14 protein-coding genes and 2 pseudogenes are annotated in these 18,286 nt (G+C 68.5%); 9 read left to right on the forward strand and 7 right to left on the reverse strand.

Going from position 1 to position 18,286, the window contains the following annotated elements:
• Nucleotides 1-213: 213 nt before the first annotated feature.
• A pseudogene (locus IF04_RS38015) lies at nt 214-1,095 on the reverse strand (IS5 family transposase).
• Nucleotides 1,096-1,233: 138 nt separating this feature from the next.
• Here IF04_RS38015 and IF04_RS36860 point away from each other — a divergent pair.
• Nucleotides 1,234-2,472 (forward strand): serine/threonine-protein kinase, encoded by a 1,239-nt coding sequence (locus IF04_RS36860; protein ID WP_157847767.1) that lies wholly within the window; start codon nt 1,234-1,236, stop codon nt 2,470-2,472.
• On the forward strand, nt 2,465-2,809 hold the full coding sequence (locus tag IF04_RS0135075) for a hypothetical protein (protein WP_030267636.1): 345 nt from the start codon (nt 2,465-2,467) through the stop codon (nt 2,807-2,809). Before IF04_RS36860 ends, IF04_RS0135075 begins: the two co-directional genes overlap by 8 nt.
• Nucleotides 2,810-3,247: 438 nt before the next feature.
• On the opposite strand, the gene IF04_RS36325 is transcribed toward IF04_RS0135075, so the two are convergent.
• Entirely contained in the window at nt 3,248-3,547 is a 300-nt protein-coding gene (locus IF04_RS36325; protein ID WP_051831845.1) for a carboxymuconolactone decarboxylase family protein, read from the reverse strand.
• Between the two features lie 577 nt (nt 3,548-4,124).
• Here IF04_RS36325 and IF04_RS0135085 point away from each other — a divergent pair.
• The gene (locus IF04_RS0135085; RefSeq protein WP_030267640.1) at nt 4,125-4,997 is read left to right on the forward strand and encodes an alpha/beta fold hydrolase; all 873 of its coding nucleotides are present in this window, start codon (nt 4,125-4,127) and stop codon (nt 4,995-4,997) included.
• Nucleotides 4,998-5,249: 252 nt separating this feature from the next.
• Entirely contained in the window at nt 5,250-6,686 is a 1,437-nt protein-coding gene (locus IF04_RS0135090) for an MFS transporter (RefSeq protein ID WP_245654608.1), read from the forward strand.
• A gap of 163 nt (nt 6,687-6,849) precedes the next feature.
• On the opposite strand, the gene IF04_RS0135095 is transcribed toward IF04_RS0135090, so the two are convergent.
• Both IF04_RS0135095 and IF04_RS36865 read right to left on the reverse strand, forming a co-directional pair.
• Entirely contained in the window at nt 6,850-7,407 is a 558-nt protein-coding gene (locus tag IF04_RS0135095; protein ID WP_030267645.1) for a CGNR zinc finger domain-containing protein, read from the reverse strand.
• Between the two features lie 55 nt (nt 7,408-7,462).
• On the reverse strand, nt 7,463-8,041 hold the full coding sequence (locus IF04_RS36865) for a TetR/AcrR family transcriptional regulator (protein WP_051831846.1): 579 nt from the start codon (nt 8,039-8,041) through the stop codon (nt 7,463-7,465).
• A 91-nt stretch (nt 8,042-8,132) separates the two neighbouring features.
• Between IF04_RS36865 and merA the strand changes: the two genes are divergently transcribed.
• Nucleotides 8,133-9,575, forward strand: a complete 1,443-nt coding sequence (gene merA, locus IF04_RS0135105; RefSeq protein ID WP_051831847.1) for a mercury(II) reductase — start codon at nt 8,133-8,135, stop codon at nt 9,573-9,575.
• 99 nt (nt 9,576-9,674) lie between these two features.
• Here merA and IF04_RS0135110 read toward each other — a convergent pair whose 3' ends face one another.
• On the reverse strand, nt 9,675-10,376 hold the full coding sequence (locus IF04_RS0135110) for a TetR/AcrR family transcriptional regulator (RefSeq protein WP_157847768.1): 702 nt from the start codon (nt 10,374-10,376) through the stop codon (nt 9,675-9,677).
• 211 nt (nt 10,377-10,587) lie between these two features.
• Between IF04_RS0135110 and IF04_RS0135115 the strand changes: the two genes are divergently transcribed.
• Complete coding sequence (locus IF04_RS0135115) at nt 10,588-12,603, forward strand: glycoside hydrolase family 3 protein (RefSeq protein ID WP_063829579.1); 2,016 nt, start codon at nt 10,588-10,590, stop codon at nt 12,601-12,603.
• 105 nt (nt 12,604-12,708) lie between these two features.
• Nucleotides 12,709-13,986: an MFS transporter gene (locus tag IF04_RS0135120; RefSeq protein ID WP_030267653.1), complete on the forward strand. Its 1,278-nt coding sequence runs from the start codon at nt 12,709-12,711 to the stop codon at nt 13,984-13,986.
• Nucleotides 13,987-14,055: 69 nt separating this feature from the next.
• Here the strand turns inward: IF04_RS0135120 and IF04_RS0135125 are convergent, their stop codons facing one another.
• Both IF04_RS0135125 and IF04_RS0135130 read right to left on the reverse strand, forming a co-directional pair.
• Nucleotides 14,056-14,622, reverse strand: a complete 567-nt coding sequence (locus tag IF04_RS0135125; RefSeq protein WP_051831849.1) for a TetR/AcrR family transcriptional regulator — start codon at nt 14,620-14,622, stop codon at nt 14,056-14,058.
• A 100-nt stretch (nt 14,623-14,722) separates the two neighbouring features.
• Nucleotides 14,723-16,471, reverse strand: coding sequence for a tetratricopeptide repeat protein (locus IF04_RS0135130; protein ID WP_051831850.1), 1,749 nt, complete (start codon nt 16,469-16,471; stop codon nt 14,723-14,725).
• 128 nt (nt 16,472-16,599) lie between these two features.
• On the opposite strand from IF04_RS0135130, the gene IF04_RS0135135 reads away from it, so the two are divergent.
• Both IF04_RS0135135 and IF04_RS38565 read left to right on the forward strand, forming a co-directional pair.
• On the forward strand, nt 16,600-17,820 hold the full coding sequence (locus tag IF04_RS0135135) for an MFS transporter (protein ID WP_063829580.1): 1,221 nt from the start codon (nt 16,600-16,602) through the stop codon (nt 17,818-17,820).
• Nucleotides 17,821-18,152: 332 nt separating this feature from the next.
• Nucleotides 18,153-18,286, forward strand: a pseudogene (locus tag IF04_RS38565) (NADH:flavin oxidoreductase/NADH oxidase); the annotation flags it as partial.

The following is an 18,286-nucleotide window of genomic DNA, read 5'->3' on the forward strand; positions in this document are numbered from 1 at the left end:
GTAGTGCCGCAGTGTCCGGGACGTCACCCCGGACATCCGGGCCACGTCCGCGATCGACCAGGCCATTGCCCTGCCTCCCATCGCCGGGCCGGTCTCTCCAGCCCCACAGAAGACCGTAGAAGTTGACGCAGCGGAAAGCGCAAGCCGGAAACTGGCGACAGGCACCCTATGGCGGCGCTGGGCGGGTGTGAGCCGAGGGCTCTCGGCGGAGTGTCAGCGGAGCCATAGCCGGATCGCAGCGAGGGTGACGGTGCCGTGAAAGACGTACGCTCTCTTGTCGTACCTGGTGGCCGCGGCCCGGAAGCTCTTGATCGCGTTGATAGTCCGCTCGACCTCGTTCCGGCGGGCGGTAGCGTGCCCGGGCGGCACCGGTAGGGCGTCCGCCCTTGCTGCCGCATCGCTGACGGTTGGCACGCTGGTCCCGGCGCTCGGGGATGGTGTGCCGGATCTGCCGTCGCCGCAGGTAGCGGCGATTCCTGCGTGAGTTGTACGCCTTGTCACCGCACAGGTGGTCCGGACGTGTGCGCGGGCGCCCGCCAGCGGGACGTGGGACGCGAATGCCGTCCAGGACGGGGACCATCTGCGGGGCATCGCCCCACTGTCCGGGTGCCAGAAGAATGGCCGGCGGGCGGCACCCGCCGTCACTGGCCTGGTGAACCTTCGTCGTGAGCCCGCCGCATGAACGGCCGATCGCCTCGTCGGCACGATCCCGGGTCGGGCGATGTACGGCGCTCCGCCACCCGTGCCTGCCGGGTGGTGGGCCCAGGCGGCGTGCTGGTGCGCACGGCACACAGTGGAGCCCACGCTCACCACGCTCCAAGCGATCCGGCCCTCTGCGCTTGCGTCGGCCTGGACGGCTCGCAGGATCTTCTCCCAGGTGCCGTCCGCCGACCACCGCCGGTGCCGGTCATGCGCGGTCTTCCACGCACCGAACCGCGTTGGCAGATCCCGCCACGGAATACCGGCCGGCTGCCGGAAGAAGATGCCGTTGACGACCACGCGGTGGTCCTTCCAATGCCCGCCCCGGCCCACGTTCTTCGGCAAGTGAGGCTCCACTCGAGCCCACTCCGCGTCCGACAGATCACCTCGCCCCACACCAAGCGGAACGACCTGTTGTGGCTGCGGCCCGCACCGTGGTCGGGGGCGTGAGAGGCGAGCGCTCACTGTGGAGGTGAGCGGGTCGTGCGGGAGTTGAGGGGCTTCCTGAAGGGGGTTGCTGGGTACGCGGGGGGCATGGAGCAGGGAACGGGGCCGGGCCGGGTGCTTGGCGGGCGGTATCGGCTCGAGATCCAGCAGGGCTACGGGGGGTACGGGCAGGTCTGGGTGGCGTACGACGAGTCTCTGCACGTCCGAGTCGCCGCCGAGGCGCTGGGAGCGGTGGATTCGACACGAGTGCGGCGGTTTGCGCTCGCGGTCGCGCGTCTGCGGGGCCATCCAAACCTCGTCCCTGTGTACGACGTCGTGGAGGCGCGCGGTGTGGTGTGGCGCATCAGGGCGCTCGTACCCGGCCCGTCTCTCGCCGACCCCGCCGCGCACGGCCCGATGCCTGCCGAGATGGTCTGGGAAGTCGCGCAGGCACTGTTGAATGCGCTTGCGGCGATGCATGAGGCCGGGATCGTTCATGGGGACGTTCGGCCTGCCAATGTAGTCCAGACAGAGGGACGTTGGGCTCTGCTGCCCGGCACCGGCGCCGTGGAGCGGATCGACGGGACATGGCCGACAGGCTCGGCGAACTACGTCGCCCCTGAAGTGCTGCTCGGTGCCCGCCCGGCGCCGAGCAGCGACCTGTTCTCGCTGGGGTCGACGCTCTACCACCTCCTCGCGGGGCATCCGCCGTTCCAACGGCACAGCATCGCGGAGACCTTATTGGCCGTAGCACAGGCGGACCCGCCGCCCCTGAGTCTGCACGCCGGTGAGCTCGCACCGCTCGTCGAGGGGCTGCTGGCAAAAGAACCCGATAGGCGCCTGACTACGACCCAAGCGCTGGGCGTGCTGGACAGGGCCGGGAGAAAGCTGTCCGGCAGAAAGCGATACCGGGAAGAAGCCGCACAGGCGCGCGCGGGGGCAGCACTCAGGGGGAGGCGCAGCCACACGGCCGGCGCAGCGAGTTTGTTTGGCATCCCTGTGTTGCTCGCTGCGGCGCTGATGTGGGCGGCCGCACAGGCCGAGGTGAGGCCGGGTGATATATCGGATTTCTTCGTCGTCCTGTTGCCCTGGGCGGTCTTCGCCGTCGGGCTCTGCGTGCTCGTCGTACAGGCGCGGGCGGCGCTCACGCGGCGTCGCGCCCGGGAGCGGGTGTCGGTGTGGCGATGTTACGTGCGGTCGCTCGCGCCGCCGGCGCGGTGGACCGACGAGGAGCGGGCCCGGCGTCGTGCCGCCGCTGAACGAGCTGTGGACGAGGCCTTGTTGACGGTCGACCGGCGGGTGGCATCCGCGTCGCCACGTGCGGGCAGGGGGGCGACCGATGCCTGACCAGGAGACACCGCCTGCCGATGAGGCCACCGGGATCGTGCCAGCCTTCCCTGCGGCAGACGAGGCGCAGAAGTGGCAACAGATCGACCCGAATCACCTCGCCTGGCGGCGGGACCTCGTCGAGCGCCAGCTGCGTCGGGAGCGCCTCGACCAGTGGGTGGGGTACGGATTTCGACTGCTTGAGCACGTGATCGTGGTGGGGTTCGGCGTGGCGTTCGTGTGGCTGGGGTTCTATGCCGTGGACCACAAGGTGTCGGGGCAGATCGTACCCATGATCGGCGGTGGCGTGGCCGGGCTCGCGGGGGCGGTGTTGGCGGTGCGGAACCGGAGGGAGTAAAGCTGCGGCCCAGTTCCGTCAGCAGGCCCCCGCCTTCTCTTCCGCGTGTGCGCCGGCTATTCAGACCCAGCGTCTTGAACTCGATGAGGTGCTGGCGGGGGCACACGAGCGGGCCATCATCGGCGCCCTCGCCCTGGCCAGCCTCAAGTGCTGGGCCGATAGGCCGTATCAAGGCGTGACCGGGAACGTCCGAGCTCTAGTTGAGCGGCGCTGCCCCAAGCGGTGGCAACGAAGCTACAACACCACCCACGCCAAGATCTGCTGCTGCGGCGGCGAGCGGGCAGTGGCACGCACAAGAACCGGCGGCTGCTCAGGAAGCTGCGCTGCAGCATCAACCGCATCGCTGCGGTGGTGAGGGCTGTCCTCGCCCTTCACCTCGCAGCCGTGTCAGTACGAAGCCCGTTCACGCGAACAAAGTAAGTAGCGGTGTCGGTGGGCCTACTCGTCCTCGACGATGCTCTTCATCGCCTTCCAGCCGTGCGTGATGCCGCCGCCGGCACGCAAGGCGGCTGCGACCATGACCGCTTCGGCCACGTCGGCCTTGGACGCGCCGGCCTCCACGGCACGCTTGGCGTGGTCCTCGATGCAGAAGGAGCACTGCGTGGTCACCGCGACGCCGACCGCGATCAGTTCACGGGTGACCAGGTCCAGGTTGCCGGCCTGCTTGTTGAACACAGCCTTGTCGAAGCCGAAGAACGCCGACACCATCTCCGGCGCGGCCTCCTTGATGTCGGCCATGAACTTTGCTTCCTCATTGTGCGAATGCATCCGCTCACCCTTCTTGTTGTTGTCGTGCTCTCCATCGGAACGGCCTGCCGCCCGTATCTCATCGACGAGCGGTATCGAGCGTGCTTTGAAGGCCGCCGTAGCTGAGCCAGCCCTGCTCGCAGAGCACTCGACCTACGGCTCAGCCCCGTTCCGCCCGCAGCGGGGCGAACGTCGTCAGGGGAGGGTCCGTGAGGGCCATTTTGCAATACGGTACGGTGCGTATGTATTGCGGGTGACGCGGTACCTCGCGCGAGGGGTCCGCCCCCGCCTCGCTGGTGTGGGCCTTCGGTGCTAGTGGGCCCGGCGTCTGAAGGCGTCACCCTGAGGTGAGCTGTACCGCTCCCACTGAACCCCTTGGCCTGCCTCAATCTGGCCACTGCCTGCAGGCTGCCAGATCTCTACTGTCGCAGTCCGCTGCCCTTGCGTCACTGCCAGTCACTTCCGCGTCGATGGAAGTGTCGACGCGCCTAACGCTAGAAAGCAGCGTTGACGCATTAGTTCTCGACCGGTATAGCTAATGCCACCACCAGATACAGAGGAGTTAGGCATGCTCTCTTCGGTCCCCCGGGCTCGCCATCGGTACCTGGACGTCGACGGCGTCCGCGTCTTCTACCGCGAGTCCGTCCCCGCCCGTGAGGACGCACCTGTACTGCTGCTCCTGCACGGGTTCCCCTCCGCGTCACACCAGTTCCGCCGCCTCATCGACGCACTCGGCACGCAGTACCGACTGATCGCCCCGGACTACCCCGGCTTCGGGTACACCGAAGCGCCCGCCGGCTTCCGCTACTCCTTCGACCGACTGGCCGACATCACCGAGGGCTTCGTACAGCAACTCGGCCTCGACCGCTTCGTGATGTACGTCTTCGACTTCGGAGCCCCCGTTGGTTTCCGGCTCGCCGAGCGCCACCCTGAATGGATCGCGGGCCTGATCACGCAGAACGGCAACGCCTACGAGGACGGCCTGTCGGACGCGGCCCGCGGCTTGCTCACCCTGACCCCGGAGGCACCCGGAGCCGAGGAGTCGGTCCGGGGTTTCCTGACGCTCGACGGCACACGCATGCAGTACGAGACCGGTGTCGCCGACACCGAACTGATCTCCCCGGACGGCTGGACCCTCGACCAGCACTTCCTGGACCTGCCGGGCCGCAAGGAAGCCCAGTTGGCCCTGTTCTTCGACTACCACACCAATATCGAGAGCTACCCCCGCTGGCAGGCATGGCTGCGCGACCACACCCCGCCCACGCTCATCACCTGGGGGCGCAACGACCCCTTTTTCACCGAACCCGGAGCCCGCGCGTACCTTCGCGACCTGCCCGACGCCGAACTTCACCTTCCGGACACGGGCCACTTCGCCCTCGATACCCACCTGCCGGAAATTGCCCCGCTGATCGCCGGCTTCCTGGACCGCGCCTGGAAGTGACCGTGCAGCACCGCCCGTGACCTGCCCTGGGCGCCCCCCGGGGTCGTCAAGAATCGTCTCGCCATCTGTGGCGAGGCAATCGCGCTGTCGGCTCACGACGCCAAAGGAGCCACATACCCGCCGGGGGTATACACTGGCGTGAAATGGATACCCCCACCCGGTATATATCCGCGGCAGTCCTGCCGCCCCGGTGGGGAGCCGGCAGGGGTTCGGCCCACGCGGTGGGCGCGATAGGGAGACAGCGTGACGACAATGAGACGGCGGCCAGGAATGATCCCCCTCCTGGTCATCGCGACGGCGCAGCTGATGCTGGTGCTCGACGACTCGATCGTGAACATCGCGTTGCCGAGCATCCAGCAGGATCTCGGCGTTACCGCTGCACACCTTCCCTGGGTGGTCAACGCCTACATCCTCGCGTTCGGCGCGCTCCTGTTGCTCGGCGGACGGATCGGCGACCTGTGGGGACGCCGTCGAACCCTGCAGCTCGGCATCGCGATCTTCGTGATCGCCTCCCTTGCCGGTGGCCTCGGGCAGAACGTCGCGATGCTGATCGTCGCCCGCGCCGTACAGGGCCTTGGAGCGGCACTGACAGCACCCAACGCTCTGGCTCTGATCACCACCACGTTTTCGGTCCGCAAGATGCGTGACCTTGCGTTGTCCCTGTACGGCGCGATGTCGGCCCTCGGGATCGTGGTCGGCCTGCTCCTCGGCGGCATCCTCACCGACACTCTCGACTGGCGGTGGGTGTTCTTCATCAACATCCCGATCGGCCTGCTCACCCTTCTCGGCAGCCGCACCCTGGCAGCTGCCGACCGCCATCAGGGCCGCGTCGGCGCCCTGGGCGCCGTGCTCGGCACCGGCGGGATGGTCGCACTCGTGTACGCGATCACTCGGTTCGGTGAGGACGGATTCACCGACTCCGTCGCACTGCTCCTCCTGGGCGCAGCCGTCGCACTGCTCGTCGTGTTCACCTTCACCCAGGCCCGCAGCTCCAGCCCCTTGCTGCCACTGAGCCTGTTCAAGGACCGCAACCGCTCCGGCTCCTACCTGACGATGCTGCTGGTCGCCATCGGCCCGATGGGCACCTTCTACGTCATCACGCTCTACCTCCAGCAGGTGCTGCATTACAGCCCCCTCAGGACGGGTATTGCCTGGCTGCCGTTCGCCGCCGGACTCGTCGTCGGAGCGGGTACGGCCCCCAAGCTCCTGCTGAGGTTCGCGCCTCGTTTCGTCGCTTCCGTGGGCGCACTGCTCAGCGCGGCGGCGGCGTTCGGGTTCTCGGCGATCACCGTCGACACGAACTACTGGCTGCACCTGGCGCCCGCGATGTTCGTCCTTGCACTCGGATTCGGTCTCTCCGTGCTCGCGCTCACCCAGGCCGCGGTCTACCGCGTCGACCCGGACAAGGCCGGGATCGCCTCGGCCCTGCTCAACTCCGCCCAGCAGATCGGCGTGGCCCTCGGCTTGGCGGTACTGGCCGGGGTCGCCGCCGCCGTCACCGCTCGTCCACAAGACGTCGACCTGGGCACCCGCGACGCCTTGGTGGCCGGGTACAGCACGGCCTTGACGGTCGCCGCGGGCATCCTCATCGCAGCAGCAGTACTCGCCCTCACCACCCTCAGTGCCCGCCCGGCATCTGGTGAGAGCGCGTCGGAACCCTCTGCAGCGAAGCGCACGGCACGGAACTGACCGACCCCGTGCCCTACGAATCAGGGCACGGGACCCGACGAATGAGCGCCGTCCTTGGCAGCATGGGACAGGCGCCAGGGATTGCTCTCCCGGCCCCGTGTTTGCCGCGCATCGCGACCAGCCGTGTGGCCCTCCGACGGGCCACACGGCTGGACAAGAATCCTCACCCAGCCTTGTGGCGCTGGTAATGACGCGCAACGCGGGCGCGATTGCCGCACCGAGCCGCCGAACACCACCGGCGACGTGGATGCTGCGGCAGAAAGAGGAGCACGCAGTCGTCCGCCTCGCACACGCGGATCTTCTGAGCCGTGGGGTCCGCGAGCAGCTCCACGGCGGCCTCGGCCAGCCACGCCGCGAGGCGGACGCCGGGCCGCCCATCTCGGCGGCGCTGGGCCACCAACTTCCCGTCCCGCCACGACAATTCACACGTCACAGGAGCGGCGCGCTGCGCGTCATTGAGCCCGGTGATGTCTGTGGCTGCGGGAGCCTGCCCCGTCCGGACGCGCTCGAGAACGCGGGCGACGTGTTCCCGCACCGTCAGAACCGCAGCAAGGTCGGCAGGCTTCAGATTCGCCGGCACGCCTTCCGGCAGCCGGTCGGCCTGCAGTGCCCACCAGGTGCGCAGATCTTCCGGGGTCCGGAGCAGCTCTCCTGTGGCCGGCTGCGTGTTGATCAGATCGAGCGCCAGCGGCTCTCCGGTCAGCGGGAACAGATCACTCACGAAACTAATGCTATCGCGACGGATCGAGAGGTTAGCTATGCCGGCACCCGGCCGGTCAGGAGTTGGCGAGCGGTGCCGCCGCCAGGGCTGCGGCCAACGGCTTGACCCGCACAAAGGCGGCGCCCCCTTCATCCACCGAGGCGACCTTGGCGCCATCGAAGAGGGCCAGGATCACGCGGGCCACCTCGGCCCGTTCGGCCGGGGTCGCGCGGACCACGCTGGCTTCGATGTGGGCCAACAAGCGCCCCTTCTGCTCGGCGACGACGTCCGCCGCACGGCTTTTGGCGTCCAATCGCTCGGCGGCCACGTTGAGGAAGCAGCACCCCTGATAGTCCGCGGCATCGGCACTGGCGGCCGCGCTGTCGAAGAGGGCCTCGATCCGCCCTGGACCGGCCTCCGCCATCGCCTCGACCCTGCCCATGTCCGCATATGAACGCTCCGCCTCGCGCCGCAGGTAGGCCTCGACGAGTTCGTTCTTGGAGCGGAAGTGCGCGTACAGGCTGGCCTTGGCGACCTCGGCCTCCCTCACTACTCGATCGACGCCGATCGCGCGCACCCCGTGGGCGTAGAACAGGCGGGCCGCCGTGTCCAGGATGCGCTCTCGTACTGCTGAATCAGCGGCTGTCCTCTGCATGAACTTGACCGTACCAGACAGATCCGTCTACGTTGACCAGACAGACCTGTCTGTCCACTGGTTCGATTCCACTCGCAAAGAAGGCCTCGCCATGCCCAAGGCGCAGAATGCACGCCCCACCGCCACCACCCGGACCTACGACCTCGCGATCATCGGCGCCGGCTCCGCCGCGAAGAGCGCGGCCGGGGAGGCGCGGCGACGCGGCAAGTCGGTTGTCATGGTGGAGCGCGCAACCCCCGGTGGCACCTGCCTGAACGTTGGCTGCGTTCCCTCCAAGCACCTGCTGGCCGCCGCCGCCGTGCGCGCCACCGCCGCAGGCGAGAAGTTCCCCGGTATCGAGACCGCCGCGCGTCCGGTCGATCTGGCCGCGCTCGTCGAGGACAAGGACCGCTTCCTGGCTCAGCTGCGGGACCGCGACCACATCAAGGGCACAGCAGCGGCCGGCATCGACCTGCTGCAGGGCGACGCGTCCTTCGCCCCCGCCACCCAGCAGGAACGACCTACGCTGATCGTCGCCGACGAACACGGCGAAGAGACCCGGATCACGGCGGAGCGGGTCCTGGTCGCCAGCGGCGCCCAGCCGTTCATCCCGCCTGTGCCGGGGCTGCGAGATGTCGAGTACCTCACCTCGTCCACGGCGATGTCGCTGAAGGAGATCCCGGGCTCGCTCCTCGTCGTTGGCGGCAACGCAATCGGCCTGGAGCAGGCGCAGCTCTTCGCCCGGCTCGGATCGGACGTCACCGTGGTCGAAATGGCCCCGCGCATCGCCCCGTTCGAGGACCCGGACATCTCCGAGGCGCTGGAGAAGGCACTGTCCGGCGAGGGGATCACCTTCCGCACCGGAGCGAACCTGACCGGCGTACGACCGGGGGCGAACGGCATCGTCGCCTCGGTCGCGGTCGAAGGCGGCGCCCTCGACCTTGCCGCTGAGAAGATCCTCATCGCCACCGGGCGCCGCCCGGTGACCCGCGGTCTGAACCTCGAGGCCGTCGCCGTCCCCACCGGCCCCCGCGGCGAGATCATGGTGGACGAGCACCTGCGCACCGCGCACCCGCGCATCTGGGCGGCGGGCGATGTCACCGGGCAGCACCAGTTCGTCTATGTGGCAGGCGCACAGGGCGTCGCCGCCGTGAGCAACATGTACGACGGCGAGCCGCAGCCCCTGGACTACACCGCCCTGCCTCGAGTCACCTTCACCTCACCCGCGCTCGCCTCGGTCGGCATGACGGCCACGGATGCGGCTGCGGCCGGGATGCCGTACGAGACGCGCGAGCTGCCGCTCGCCTTCGTTCCGCGCGCGATGATCGCCCGGAATCCCGACGGCATCGTCAAACTGGTCTCCGACCCGAGGACGGGCAAGCTCCTGGGCGTTCATATGGTCGGCGCCGAGGCCGGCGAGGTCATCACCGCTGCCACCTACGCGCTCTCGGCGGGACTCACTGTCCAGCAGTTGGCGGGCACGTGGTCCCCGTTCCTGACCATGGCCGAGTCGCTGAGGATCGCGGCCACGATGCCGCCCGTGGTCACCATCTGAGGGCCGCCACGGCGAGAGACTCCCCACCGGTCCTCCCGAAGGGCACGTACGCGTTACTTTCAATACACTTCGTACCGAATTGAAAACAGAGACATGCGTCTACGCCTCACTTCGTCCCGGAGTCGACCCCACGCGCTCCAGCGCGTCGACACCCTCAGCGGTAAGAAGGTCCGTGATCGCCGTACGCACATGGGGGGCCATGGCGACAGTGGGTTCGAAGCCCCACTGCGTCTGCAGGCCGTCCATTACGGCGGTGAGCCGGACGGCCGCCTCGTCGGGATCGACGTCGGGGCGCAGGTAGCCGGCGCGGGCGGCCGCCCGCAGGGCACTGGCCGTGCCGCGGCGGATGCCCGCGTAACGGCCCCGGAAGTAGGCGTGGGCCGGATGGGCGGGGTCGGAGGCCTCGACCGACAGGCGGGTGAAGAGGTCGATCATGCCCGGCGAGCGCTCGTTGTTCTCGGCGAGGTCGATCATGCCGCGCAGAATGCCGACCCCTCCGCGGACACGTGCGTAGGGAGTGAAGAACTCCCGGTCGCGGGCGTCCCGGTCCTCCAGGACGGCCTGCAGCAGCGCTTCTTTGCTCTCGAAGTGCCGCATCAGCCCTGCCCGGGAGATCCCCACCGCCTGGGCGATGTCTCGGACGGTCGCCCCGGCAAACCCGCTCACCGCGAAGTGCTCAGCGGCAATACGGACGATCGCGCGGCGGCGGGCACGGCCATTGGCATAGCCGCCGGACCGCACTCCGGGACGCTCGCCGGACTCGGAACCAAGGGGGGACTGGGAAGGGGCGGAAGTTTGCACGGGCCCAGAATAGAACCCTGGCCCGAAAGGTGACACGCGTGCAACAATTCGAATCGAGCCACTGCCACCGGTGGCTCAGAACGAGGGTTTCCTGTGCCGTGGGGTGCATCCCCGCGCAGCAGGCCCGTCCCCGGACTACAGGCATCGTCTGGTTCGGGCTCGGCAGCGGTCGCCCTCGGTGCAATGAGATTGATGGAGAGGGCGCCCACTCATGCGCGACACCACGCAGCACCCCTACCAGGACCCCACCCTGGCCCCGGCCCAGCGCGCCGAGGACCTGCTCGCCCGGCTACCGCTCGAGGACAAGGCCGGCCTGATGTTCCAGCCGCTGACCGTCATCGGTGACTTCGACGCGCCGGGCCCGATCGGCTACCCCTCGACCCGCACCCTTCTCGAGCGCCGGATCAACCACTTCAACACCCTCCAGGCGCTCAGCGTCCGAGAGATGGCCGAGTGGGCCAACGCCGTACAGCGCGAGATCCGCGAGCGCCAGCCCTTTGCGGTACCAGCCACCATTTCCAGTGACCCTCGGCACGCCTTCGGCAACAACCCGGGCACCGGCATGGCCGCGGGCCCCTTCTCCCAGTGGCCCGAGCAGCTCGGCTTCGGTGCCCTGGACGACCCGGAGCTGACCGAGCGTTTCGCGGACACCGTGCGCCGCGAGTACCGCGCCGTCGGTATTGCGCTCGGCCTGCATCCGCAGATCGATCTGGCCACCGACCCGCGCTGGTCGCGTGCCGGCGGCACGTACGGCCAGAGCGTGGAGGTCACCAAGCGCCTGGCCCTGGCCTATGTCCGCGGCCTGCAGGGCGTGCAGCTCGGGCCGCAGTCGGTCGCGGCGATGGGCAAGCACTTCCCCGGCGGTGGCCCGCAAAAGGACGGCGAGGACCCGCACTTCGACTATGGACGCGAGCAGGTGTATCCGGGCGGCACGTGGGGCATGCACCTGGAGCCGTTCGAGGAGGTCCTGGACGCGGGGATCTCACAGATCATGCCGTACTACGGCGTCCCTGTCGGCACCGAGTACGACGAGGTCGGCTTCAGCTTCAACGCGCAGATCGTCAACGGGCTGCTGCGCGACAAGCTGGGCTTCGACGGCATCGTCTGCAGCGACTGGGGCATCCTCAGCGCCACCCCATGGGGCGTGGAACACCTGAGCTTCGAACAACGCATGGTCAAGGCGCTGGAGGCCGGGATCGACCAGTTCGGCGGCGAGGCCCGCCCCGACATCCTGCTCCGCCTCGTCGCCAAGGGGCAGGTGAGCGAGGAACGCATCAACACTTCCGCACGCCGCCTGCTGCGCGAGAAGTTCACCCTGGGCCTGTTCGACGAGCCGCTCGTGGACGTCGAGCGCGCCGAGCTGACGGTCGGCACCCCCGAAGCCAAAGCAGCGGGCATGGCGGCACAGGCCGCCGCACACGCCTTGCTCACCAACCATGAGGGACCGGCCCATCTCCCCCTGAAGAAGAACATCAACGTCTACGTGGAGGGCATGGATCCGGTCGCCCTGGCCGGCCGCGCGAACGTGGTCGCCACCCCGGCGGAAGCCGATGTCGCCGTCCTGCGGCTGGCCGCCCCGTTCGAGCAGCGCGGTGTCCCCGGCGACCTGGAGTCCTTCTTCCACGCCGGCTCGCTCGACTTCCCCGCCGACGACATCGCCCATGTGGCCGCAATCAGCGCGCAGGTCCCCACCGTCATTGATGTCTACCTGGATCGCGCTGCCGTTCTTTCGCCGCTCGTACCGCTCGCCTCAGCACTTGTCGCCGACTTCGGCGCCAGCGACGAGGCGTTCGCACGCGTGCTGTTCGGCGAGGCCGCCCCGCAGGGCAAGCTGCCTTTCGAGCTGCCGTCGTCGATGGCCGAGGTCGAGGCCAGCCGCCCGGACGTACCCTCCGACACCCCCCATCCCGCCTTCCCGTTCGGCCACGGCCTGCGCTACCCGGACGACTGGACTCCGCGCCCGCAGCCGACCGAGACCGAACGGGCCGCCACCACGCTGGCCCGCCCACGAGGCGGCCGCTACCGGCTGCACCGCACAAGCGTCGGCCTGCTTCTGAAGGACCCCGAGGCGAAGGTCCTGCTCACCGAGGGCCTCCCGCAGTTGTTCGACCACCCCATGCTGAACGTCTCGCTCGGCATGGACATCGAGACGGTCACCACGATGGTCGCAGCCGACCTCCCCGCCGAGACCAGGGCCGCATTCCTCGCACGCCTCGCCGCCCTGTAACAGCCCCCGCTCCTCTCAACACCGCTCGCCCCGGTCCTGCGGCCGTCTGTTGGCCGCCGGGCCGGGGCGAGCACCACAGCCTCCCGACACGGAAAGCCCAGGACAATGACGTCTCTCTCTTCCCGTCCCGAAGAGGACATCTCGCCGCCCGCCGCACCGGAACCAGTCGCCGGCAAGGGCTTCATCGCGCTCTACACCCTCGCGTACCTGGGTATCTGGCTCGCCATCACGGCGCCGATCGTGGTGACGCTGCCTCTGAAGATCAACTCTTTGGTCGGGGCCGACAACGGCCCGAAGGCCCTCAGCCTCGTCGCCGGAGTCGGCGCTGTCCTCGCAATGATCGGCAACCCCGTCTTCGATCGGCTCAGTGACCGGACCGTCTCCGGGATGGGTATGCGTCGCCCCTGGATGCTGGCCGGACTGGTCGGCGGCGCGGCCGGCCTGCTCCTCGTCTCCGCCGCCCCTGGCATACCGCTGGTCATCGTCGGCTGGGCGATCGCCCAGCTCTCGCTCAACGCGCTGCTGGCCGCCAACGTGGCCGTCCTCGCCGATCAGATCCCCACCCACCAGCGCGGGACCGTCTCCGGCATCCTCGGCATCTGCCTCCCGATCGCCATGGTCATCGGCGCGTACGTCGTCCAGGCCGTGTCCGGTCTCGGCCAAACCGCGATGTTCCTCTTCCCGGTCGCCATCGCCGCGGTACCCGTGATCTTGTTCGTCCTCGTCCTCAAGGACCGCAGGCTCGCTCCCGCCGACCGACCGCAGTGGTCCAGCCGCGATCTGGTCTCCAGCCTGTACGTCAATCCCCGCAAGGCACCCGACTTCAGCTGGGCGTGGCTGAGCAGGTTCCTGTTCGTCATGGGTCAGTCGTTCCTCCTGACCTACCAGGCCTTCTACCTGCTCAACAAGATCGGCATCAGTGAGGACGACCTGCCCCATCAGGTCTTCGTCGCCACCCTGGTCTCCTCGGCGGTGTGGGTGCTCGCGAGCCTGGTCGGCGGGCGGCTCTCGGACGTCATGCGCCGCCGCAAGCCCTTCGTCCTGGTCTCCGCCGCCATCTACGCCATCGGTCTGTTCCTGGTGGCGCTCTCCACCGGCATGCCGATGTTCCTGGTCGCCATGGCCGTTTCCGGCGTCGGCATCGGCATCTACTTCGCCATCGACCTCGCCCTGGTCACCGATGTCCTGCCCGACCCGGACAACGCCGCGAAGGACCTGGGTGTCTTCAACATCGCCAGCGCCCTGCCCCAGTCCATCGCCCCGGCCATCGCACCCGCGATCCTCACCCTGGGCGGTGGCGACTACACGATTCTCTTCTACGTCGCGGCCGCGTTCTCGGTCCTCGGAGCCCTCGCCATCCTGAAGGTACGCAAGGTGCGCTGACCGTTCACACCTGAGGGTCCGGTGCCACCCGCAGATACCGGCGGCATCGAACCCTCAGGTGCACATCGGTCAAGCGGGCCGGGCCGCCGCAACCACAGCATCGGTAAGCGATGCCGCATAGCTCTCGGTGAGCCGGTCGAAATCGAAGAGCAGGGCGTACCACATCGGCCCATAGATCAGGTCGATCAGTACGTCATCGTCAGCGAAGGTGACTTCTCCGCGTTCCCGGGCGCGGACGATGACCTCGCGAAAGAGCTCCCGGCGCGGATTGATGACGGACTCGACCGCCTTCCGGGCGAAGTCCGAGCCCTGTGCGGCCTCGGCGGCGACGGCCTGGCTGAAGGCGCTGTTGCTGTCACGGTGGAGGGCGAAGGCCGCCCTCACCATGTGCAGCAGGTCCTCTCGGAAGCTGCCGGTGTCCGGAACGGGGAAGTTCTCGCGCCCCACGGAATCGAGAGCGGCGAGCAGCAGGTCGCCCTTTGAGGAGTAGCGGCGGTAGAGAGCCTGCTTGGAGACTCCGCTGCGGGCCGCTACCCCTTCCATCGTCATTCGCCCGTAGCCCCGTTCGGTGACGAGGTCGAGGGCCGCCTGGTGAATCGCCGCGTCGAGGGCAGGGTCGCGAGGTCTTCCTTGCACGAGGTTCACCTTACTTCAGGGCCGCATCGCTCCCTGATTCAACGGGTCCGCGGGTGCCTCACGGAGCGGGGCACCCGCGGACGGTGCGTACGGATTCAGCTCACTGCTCGGAGCAACAGGCGCAGGCGGACTCGGCCGCGGTGCCGGGCTGTGGTTCAGCGCAACAGCTGGACGCCTCGCCGTCGCGCTCGAAGGCGCTCAGCCGGCAGAAGCAGGAGGCCGCGATGGGGATGTCGGCAGTGGCGACGGCGATATCGCGGGCGAGCGCGATCCGTCCGGCCTCTTCGTGCCGCCCCAGGAGGGTGAGGCACTCGTGGAGTCCGTGCAGACTCCAGACGTTGTTGGGGTGAGTGCGGCGGCGGGCGAGACTGCGGTCGAGGTAGAGGTCGGCCCGGTACACCGCGGCGGCCTCCTCGATTCGGCCCTGCTCCATCGAGAGGGCGGCGTAGGCGTGGCGCACCGGCTGGAGCCAGGCCGGCGGGTCGGTGTACGGAAGCGCGTCCTCCATTTCGATGGCGTGCTCCAGGGCCGCGAAGGCCTTCTCGAAGTTTCCCTTGCGGTACTCGAGTTCGCCCTCCAACATGCCGGCGGCGACCTTGAGGACGTCCACCTCCTTTGCCGGCACGGCGTTCCACCGGGACTCCGGCACGGTGGCGCGGGCCGCGGCGAACGCATCGCGGGCCGCCTCGGCCTCGGCGATCCGACCGAGCGCGGAGAAGGCGATGCCACGCGCGTAGTGGATCATCGCGGTGGTCGAGCAGAACAGCTCCTGGTCTTCCGGGAGCTCGAGTTCGAGGATCTCTTCCCAGCGGCCGAAGCGGATCAGTACATGCGGCAGGGTGGTGCGGTAGCTCTCGACGAGGTCGGCCATCGGCGGGCTAGTGACCTGCAGCAGCTCGGGCGTGATGAACGCGTCGATGTCACGGGCGGCGGCAAGCGCCTTGCGGGACTGGCCGGACATCATGGCGCCGTACGCCAGGACACAGAGATTGTGGGCGCGGTACAGGGAATACCAGTGCTGCTGCCCCTCCCGCGCGAAGTAGCGGTTGTCCGCGGCGACCGCGACGGTGTTGGACTCCACCACGTGACGCCAGTCACCGCACGCGGCATCGATGTGCGTGGACATGTGCGCCATGTGTCCGCCGTCGGGGGCGAGCCCGCGCAGCCGGTCGGCCGCCGGCAGAGCCACCTCGGGGAAGGGGGACATCTCCATCAGATGGATGTAGAGGTGGTTGAGGACCGGGTGCCGGTCACCGCCGGGCAGCAGGAAGGCGGACTCGATGACCTCGCGGGCCTCCACGGTGCCGTAGCCGACCGGCTCACCGCTGTCCAGATCCCACAGCGCCCGCGGGCTCACACACAGCAGTGCGTCGGCGAAGATGGCGGCCGCGTCCAGGTCATCGGGGTGCGCTCGGTAGACCTCACGCATGGCTTCCGCGTACGCACGGTTGAAGGCGTCGAACTCCTCCGGCCCCTCCGGGACGCCCTGGTCGGGGAAGCGGGCGGCCAGGGCCGTGATGAGCCCCCGCTCGAAGGGCGTGCACGAGGCGGAGGCGGCGCGCGCCCGTGCGAGCGAGACACGGGCGTACTCGACCGACGCCTTCAGGTCCTCGGCGTCGAAGAAGCGCCACGCCTTGTTGTAGTTGGGGCCCTTGGCGAAGGCGATCCCCCAGTGGGCCATCGCACATTCGGGATCCTCGGCGACGGCCCTCTCGAAGCAGCGGACGGCCTCGTCGAAGTTGAAGCAGTACGCCCACAGCAGACCGCGGTCGAACCACAGCTGGGCCCGCGGAGAAGAAGTGGTGACGGTACGACGGTACGCACCGAGGTCGTAATACGTGTCGGACATGGTGCCGGCTGACTCCAATCACTGAACGGCACGGCGTACGGGGCGGCGGCAGGGCCCTCCACTTCCCGTACGGACCGGCGAGTACTCTCGTTAGAATACGAATCGTACCGTATTGAAAGTGAGAGTTCATGCCCCCTCGACGTTCACCCATGCCGGCGCTGCTCGCCCTCGCCATCGCCTACTTCGCCATGGTGGCCGCGGCGCTCGCGATCGTCGGACTTGGTCCACTGGTCACCGACGGCCTCGGCGTCGGCTCCGGAGCGGCCGGAACGCTGAGCACTGTCTACACCCTTGTCTTCGCCCTGGGAGCTCCGGTCGCCGCCGTGGTGCTGCAACGCGTGGATCGAAAGAAGGTCCTGCTCATCGGCCTGGCACTGATGGTGCTCGGTGGCCTGGGCAGCGCGATGGCACCGCAGCTGTCGCTGATGGTCGCCGCCCGCACAATCCAGGGTGTCGGCGCCGCAGTATTCGCCCCCACCGCGTCGGTCGCCGCCGCCATGATCACCCCGCCGGAACGACGCGCCCGGATGTTGTCGCTCGTGGGCAGTGGCGCGATCACCGCCATGGTTCTCGGCGCACCACTCGCCTCCGCGGCCGGCGCGCTCATCGGATGGCGCTGGACCCTCGCCGCACTCGCGGCACTGATCCTCATCGGTTTGGTCGCGACCGTGACCCTGCTCCCGCCGCTGCCGCCCAAAACCGTCCTGCGCGTGCGCGACTTCGGCGCCGTCGTGCGCGCCCCCGGCGCACAGCCGATCCTCTGGACCACATTCCTGGCCATGCTCGCCCAGTACGTCGTCTATGGCACTGTGACCGTCTACCTCCCCCAACGCTTTGGGGCCTCGGACACCACGGCCTTGGTCATCCTGATGGCCTTCGGTGCCGTGGCGCTGTGCGGCAATACACTCGGCGCCCGCGCGTACACCCGGTTCGGCGGGGAGTGGGCCCTCGCAGGAGGAATCGCCGGAGTGGCGCTCGCCTTCACCGGCGCCGCCCTGCTGCCCGCTCAACCGGCCTTCGGCATCGCACTGTTCGCCCTCTGGGGGCTGTTCAACCCGGTCTTCATCGCCCCGCAGCAAGTACGCATCATCGACCTGTTCGCCGAACGGAGCAGCCTGCTGATTCCGCTCAACACCACCTCCGTCTACCTGGGCATGAGCCTGGGCGGCCTCATCGGCAGCACCCTGCTCCCCGCCATGGGCCCATACCCCCTCTCCGCCGTCGCCCTGGTGCCGCTCGCCGCAGCCGCGACCGTGCACATCGCCTCGATGCGGCGCCGTGACAAGCAAGTCGGCAATACGCCGAGCGCCGCCGCGGTCCCGGCCGCGGAGCGCTCATCCGCTCCGTAGCGGCCGAAGACGACACCCACCCCCACAGGCAGGGATCGCCCCACCGTTGGCGATCGTGGTCACGCCGGCGGCCCGAGTGATTCCCGACCGTGATCGTACGACTACAGCTCGAAGCGGAACGTCGAGCCCTGGAGTCGCGTGTGACGGGGATCTCGATGTGCCGGACGAGGAATGCTCCCCGACCTGCCCTCGTTGTACGAGAGGCGTCGTAGTACGGCATCGAGTCGTCGGGCTGTCTGTTAGTTCGATGGTTTCCGTACTACGATGTTCTTCGTACAAGGCTTCGGGCTGTGTCCGGAGTCCCGTCCTCGTTCACGCACAGGGAGCCCGTTGTGAGCGCACTGTTCGAGCCGATTACTCTCCGGCAGCTGACCATTCCGAACCGTCTGTGGATGGCCGCGATGTGCCAGTACTCGGCGGCTCCGGAGGGGGCCGAGCAGGGTGTGCCCAACGACTGGCACTTCCA

This window comes from Streptomyces violens, from assembly GCF_000717745.1.
GTDB lineage: Bacteria > Actinomycetota > Actinomycetes > Streptomycetales > Streptomycetaceae > Streptomyces > Streptomyces violens.

What these genes read in the sequence shown, in the direction of transcription:
- IF04_RS0135115 (WP_063829579.1), top strand. Translation starts at nt 10,588, where the DNA reads ATGCGCGACACCACGCAGCACCCCTACCAGGACCCCACCCTGGCCCCG.
- IF04_RS0135090 (WP_245654608.1), top strand. Translation starts at nt 5,250, where the DNA reads ATGAGACGGCGGCCAGGAATGATCCCCCTCCTGGTCATCGCGACGGCG.
- IF04_RS0135130 (WP_051831850.1), bottom strand. Translation starts at nt 16,471, where the DNA reads ATGTCCGACACGTATTACGACCTCGGTGCGTACCGTCGTACCGTCACC.
- IF04_RS0135120 (WP_030267653.1), top strand. Translation starts at nt 12,709, where the DNA reads ATGACGTCTCTCTCTTCCCGTCCCGAAGAGGACATCTCGCCGCCCGCC.
- IF04_RS36865 (WP_051831846.1), bottom strand. Translation starts at nt 8,041, where the DNA reads ATGCAGAGGACAGCCGCTGATTCAGCAGTACGAGAGCGCATCCTGGAC.
- IF04_RS0135075 (WP_030267636.1), top strand. Translation starts at nt 2,465, where the DNA reads ATGCCTGACCAGGAGACACCGCCTGCCGATGAGGCCACCGGGATCGTG.
- IF04_RS0135135 (WP_063829580.1), top strand. Translation starts at nt 16,600, where the DNA reads ATGCCCCCTCGACGTTCACCCATGCCGGCGCTGCTCGCCCTCGCCATC.
- IF04_RS36325 (WP_051831845.1), bottom strand. Translation starts at nt 3,547, where the DNA reads ATGGCCGACATCAAGGAGGCCGCGCCGGAGATGGTGTCGGCGTTCTTC.
- IF04_RS0135085 (WP_030267640.1), top strand. Translation starts at nt 4,125, where the DNA reads ATGCTCTCTTCGGTCCCCCGGGCTCGCCATCGGTACCTGGACGTCGAC.
- merA (WP_051831847.1), top strand. Translation starts at nt 8,133, where the DNA reads ATGCCCAAGGCGCAGAATGCACGCCCCACCGCCACCACCCGGACCTAC.
- IF04_RS36860 (WP_157847767.1), top strand. Translation starts at nt 1,234, where the DNA reads ATGGAGCAGGGAACGGGGCCGGGCCGGGTGCTTGGCGGGCGGTATCGG.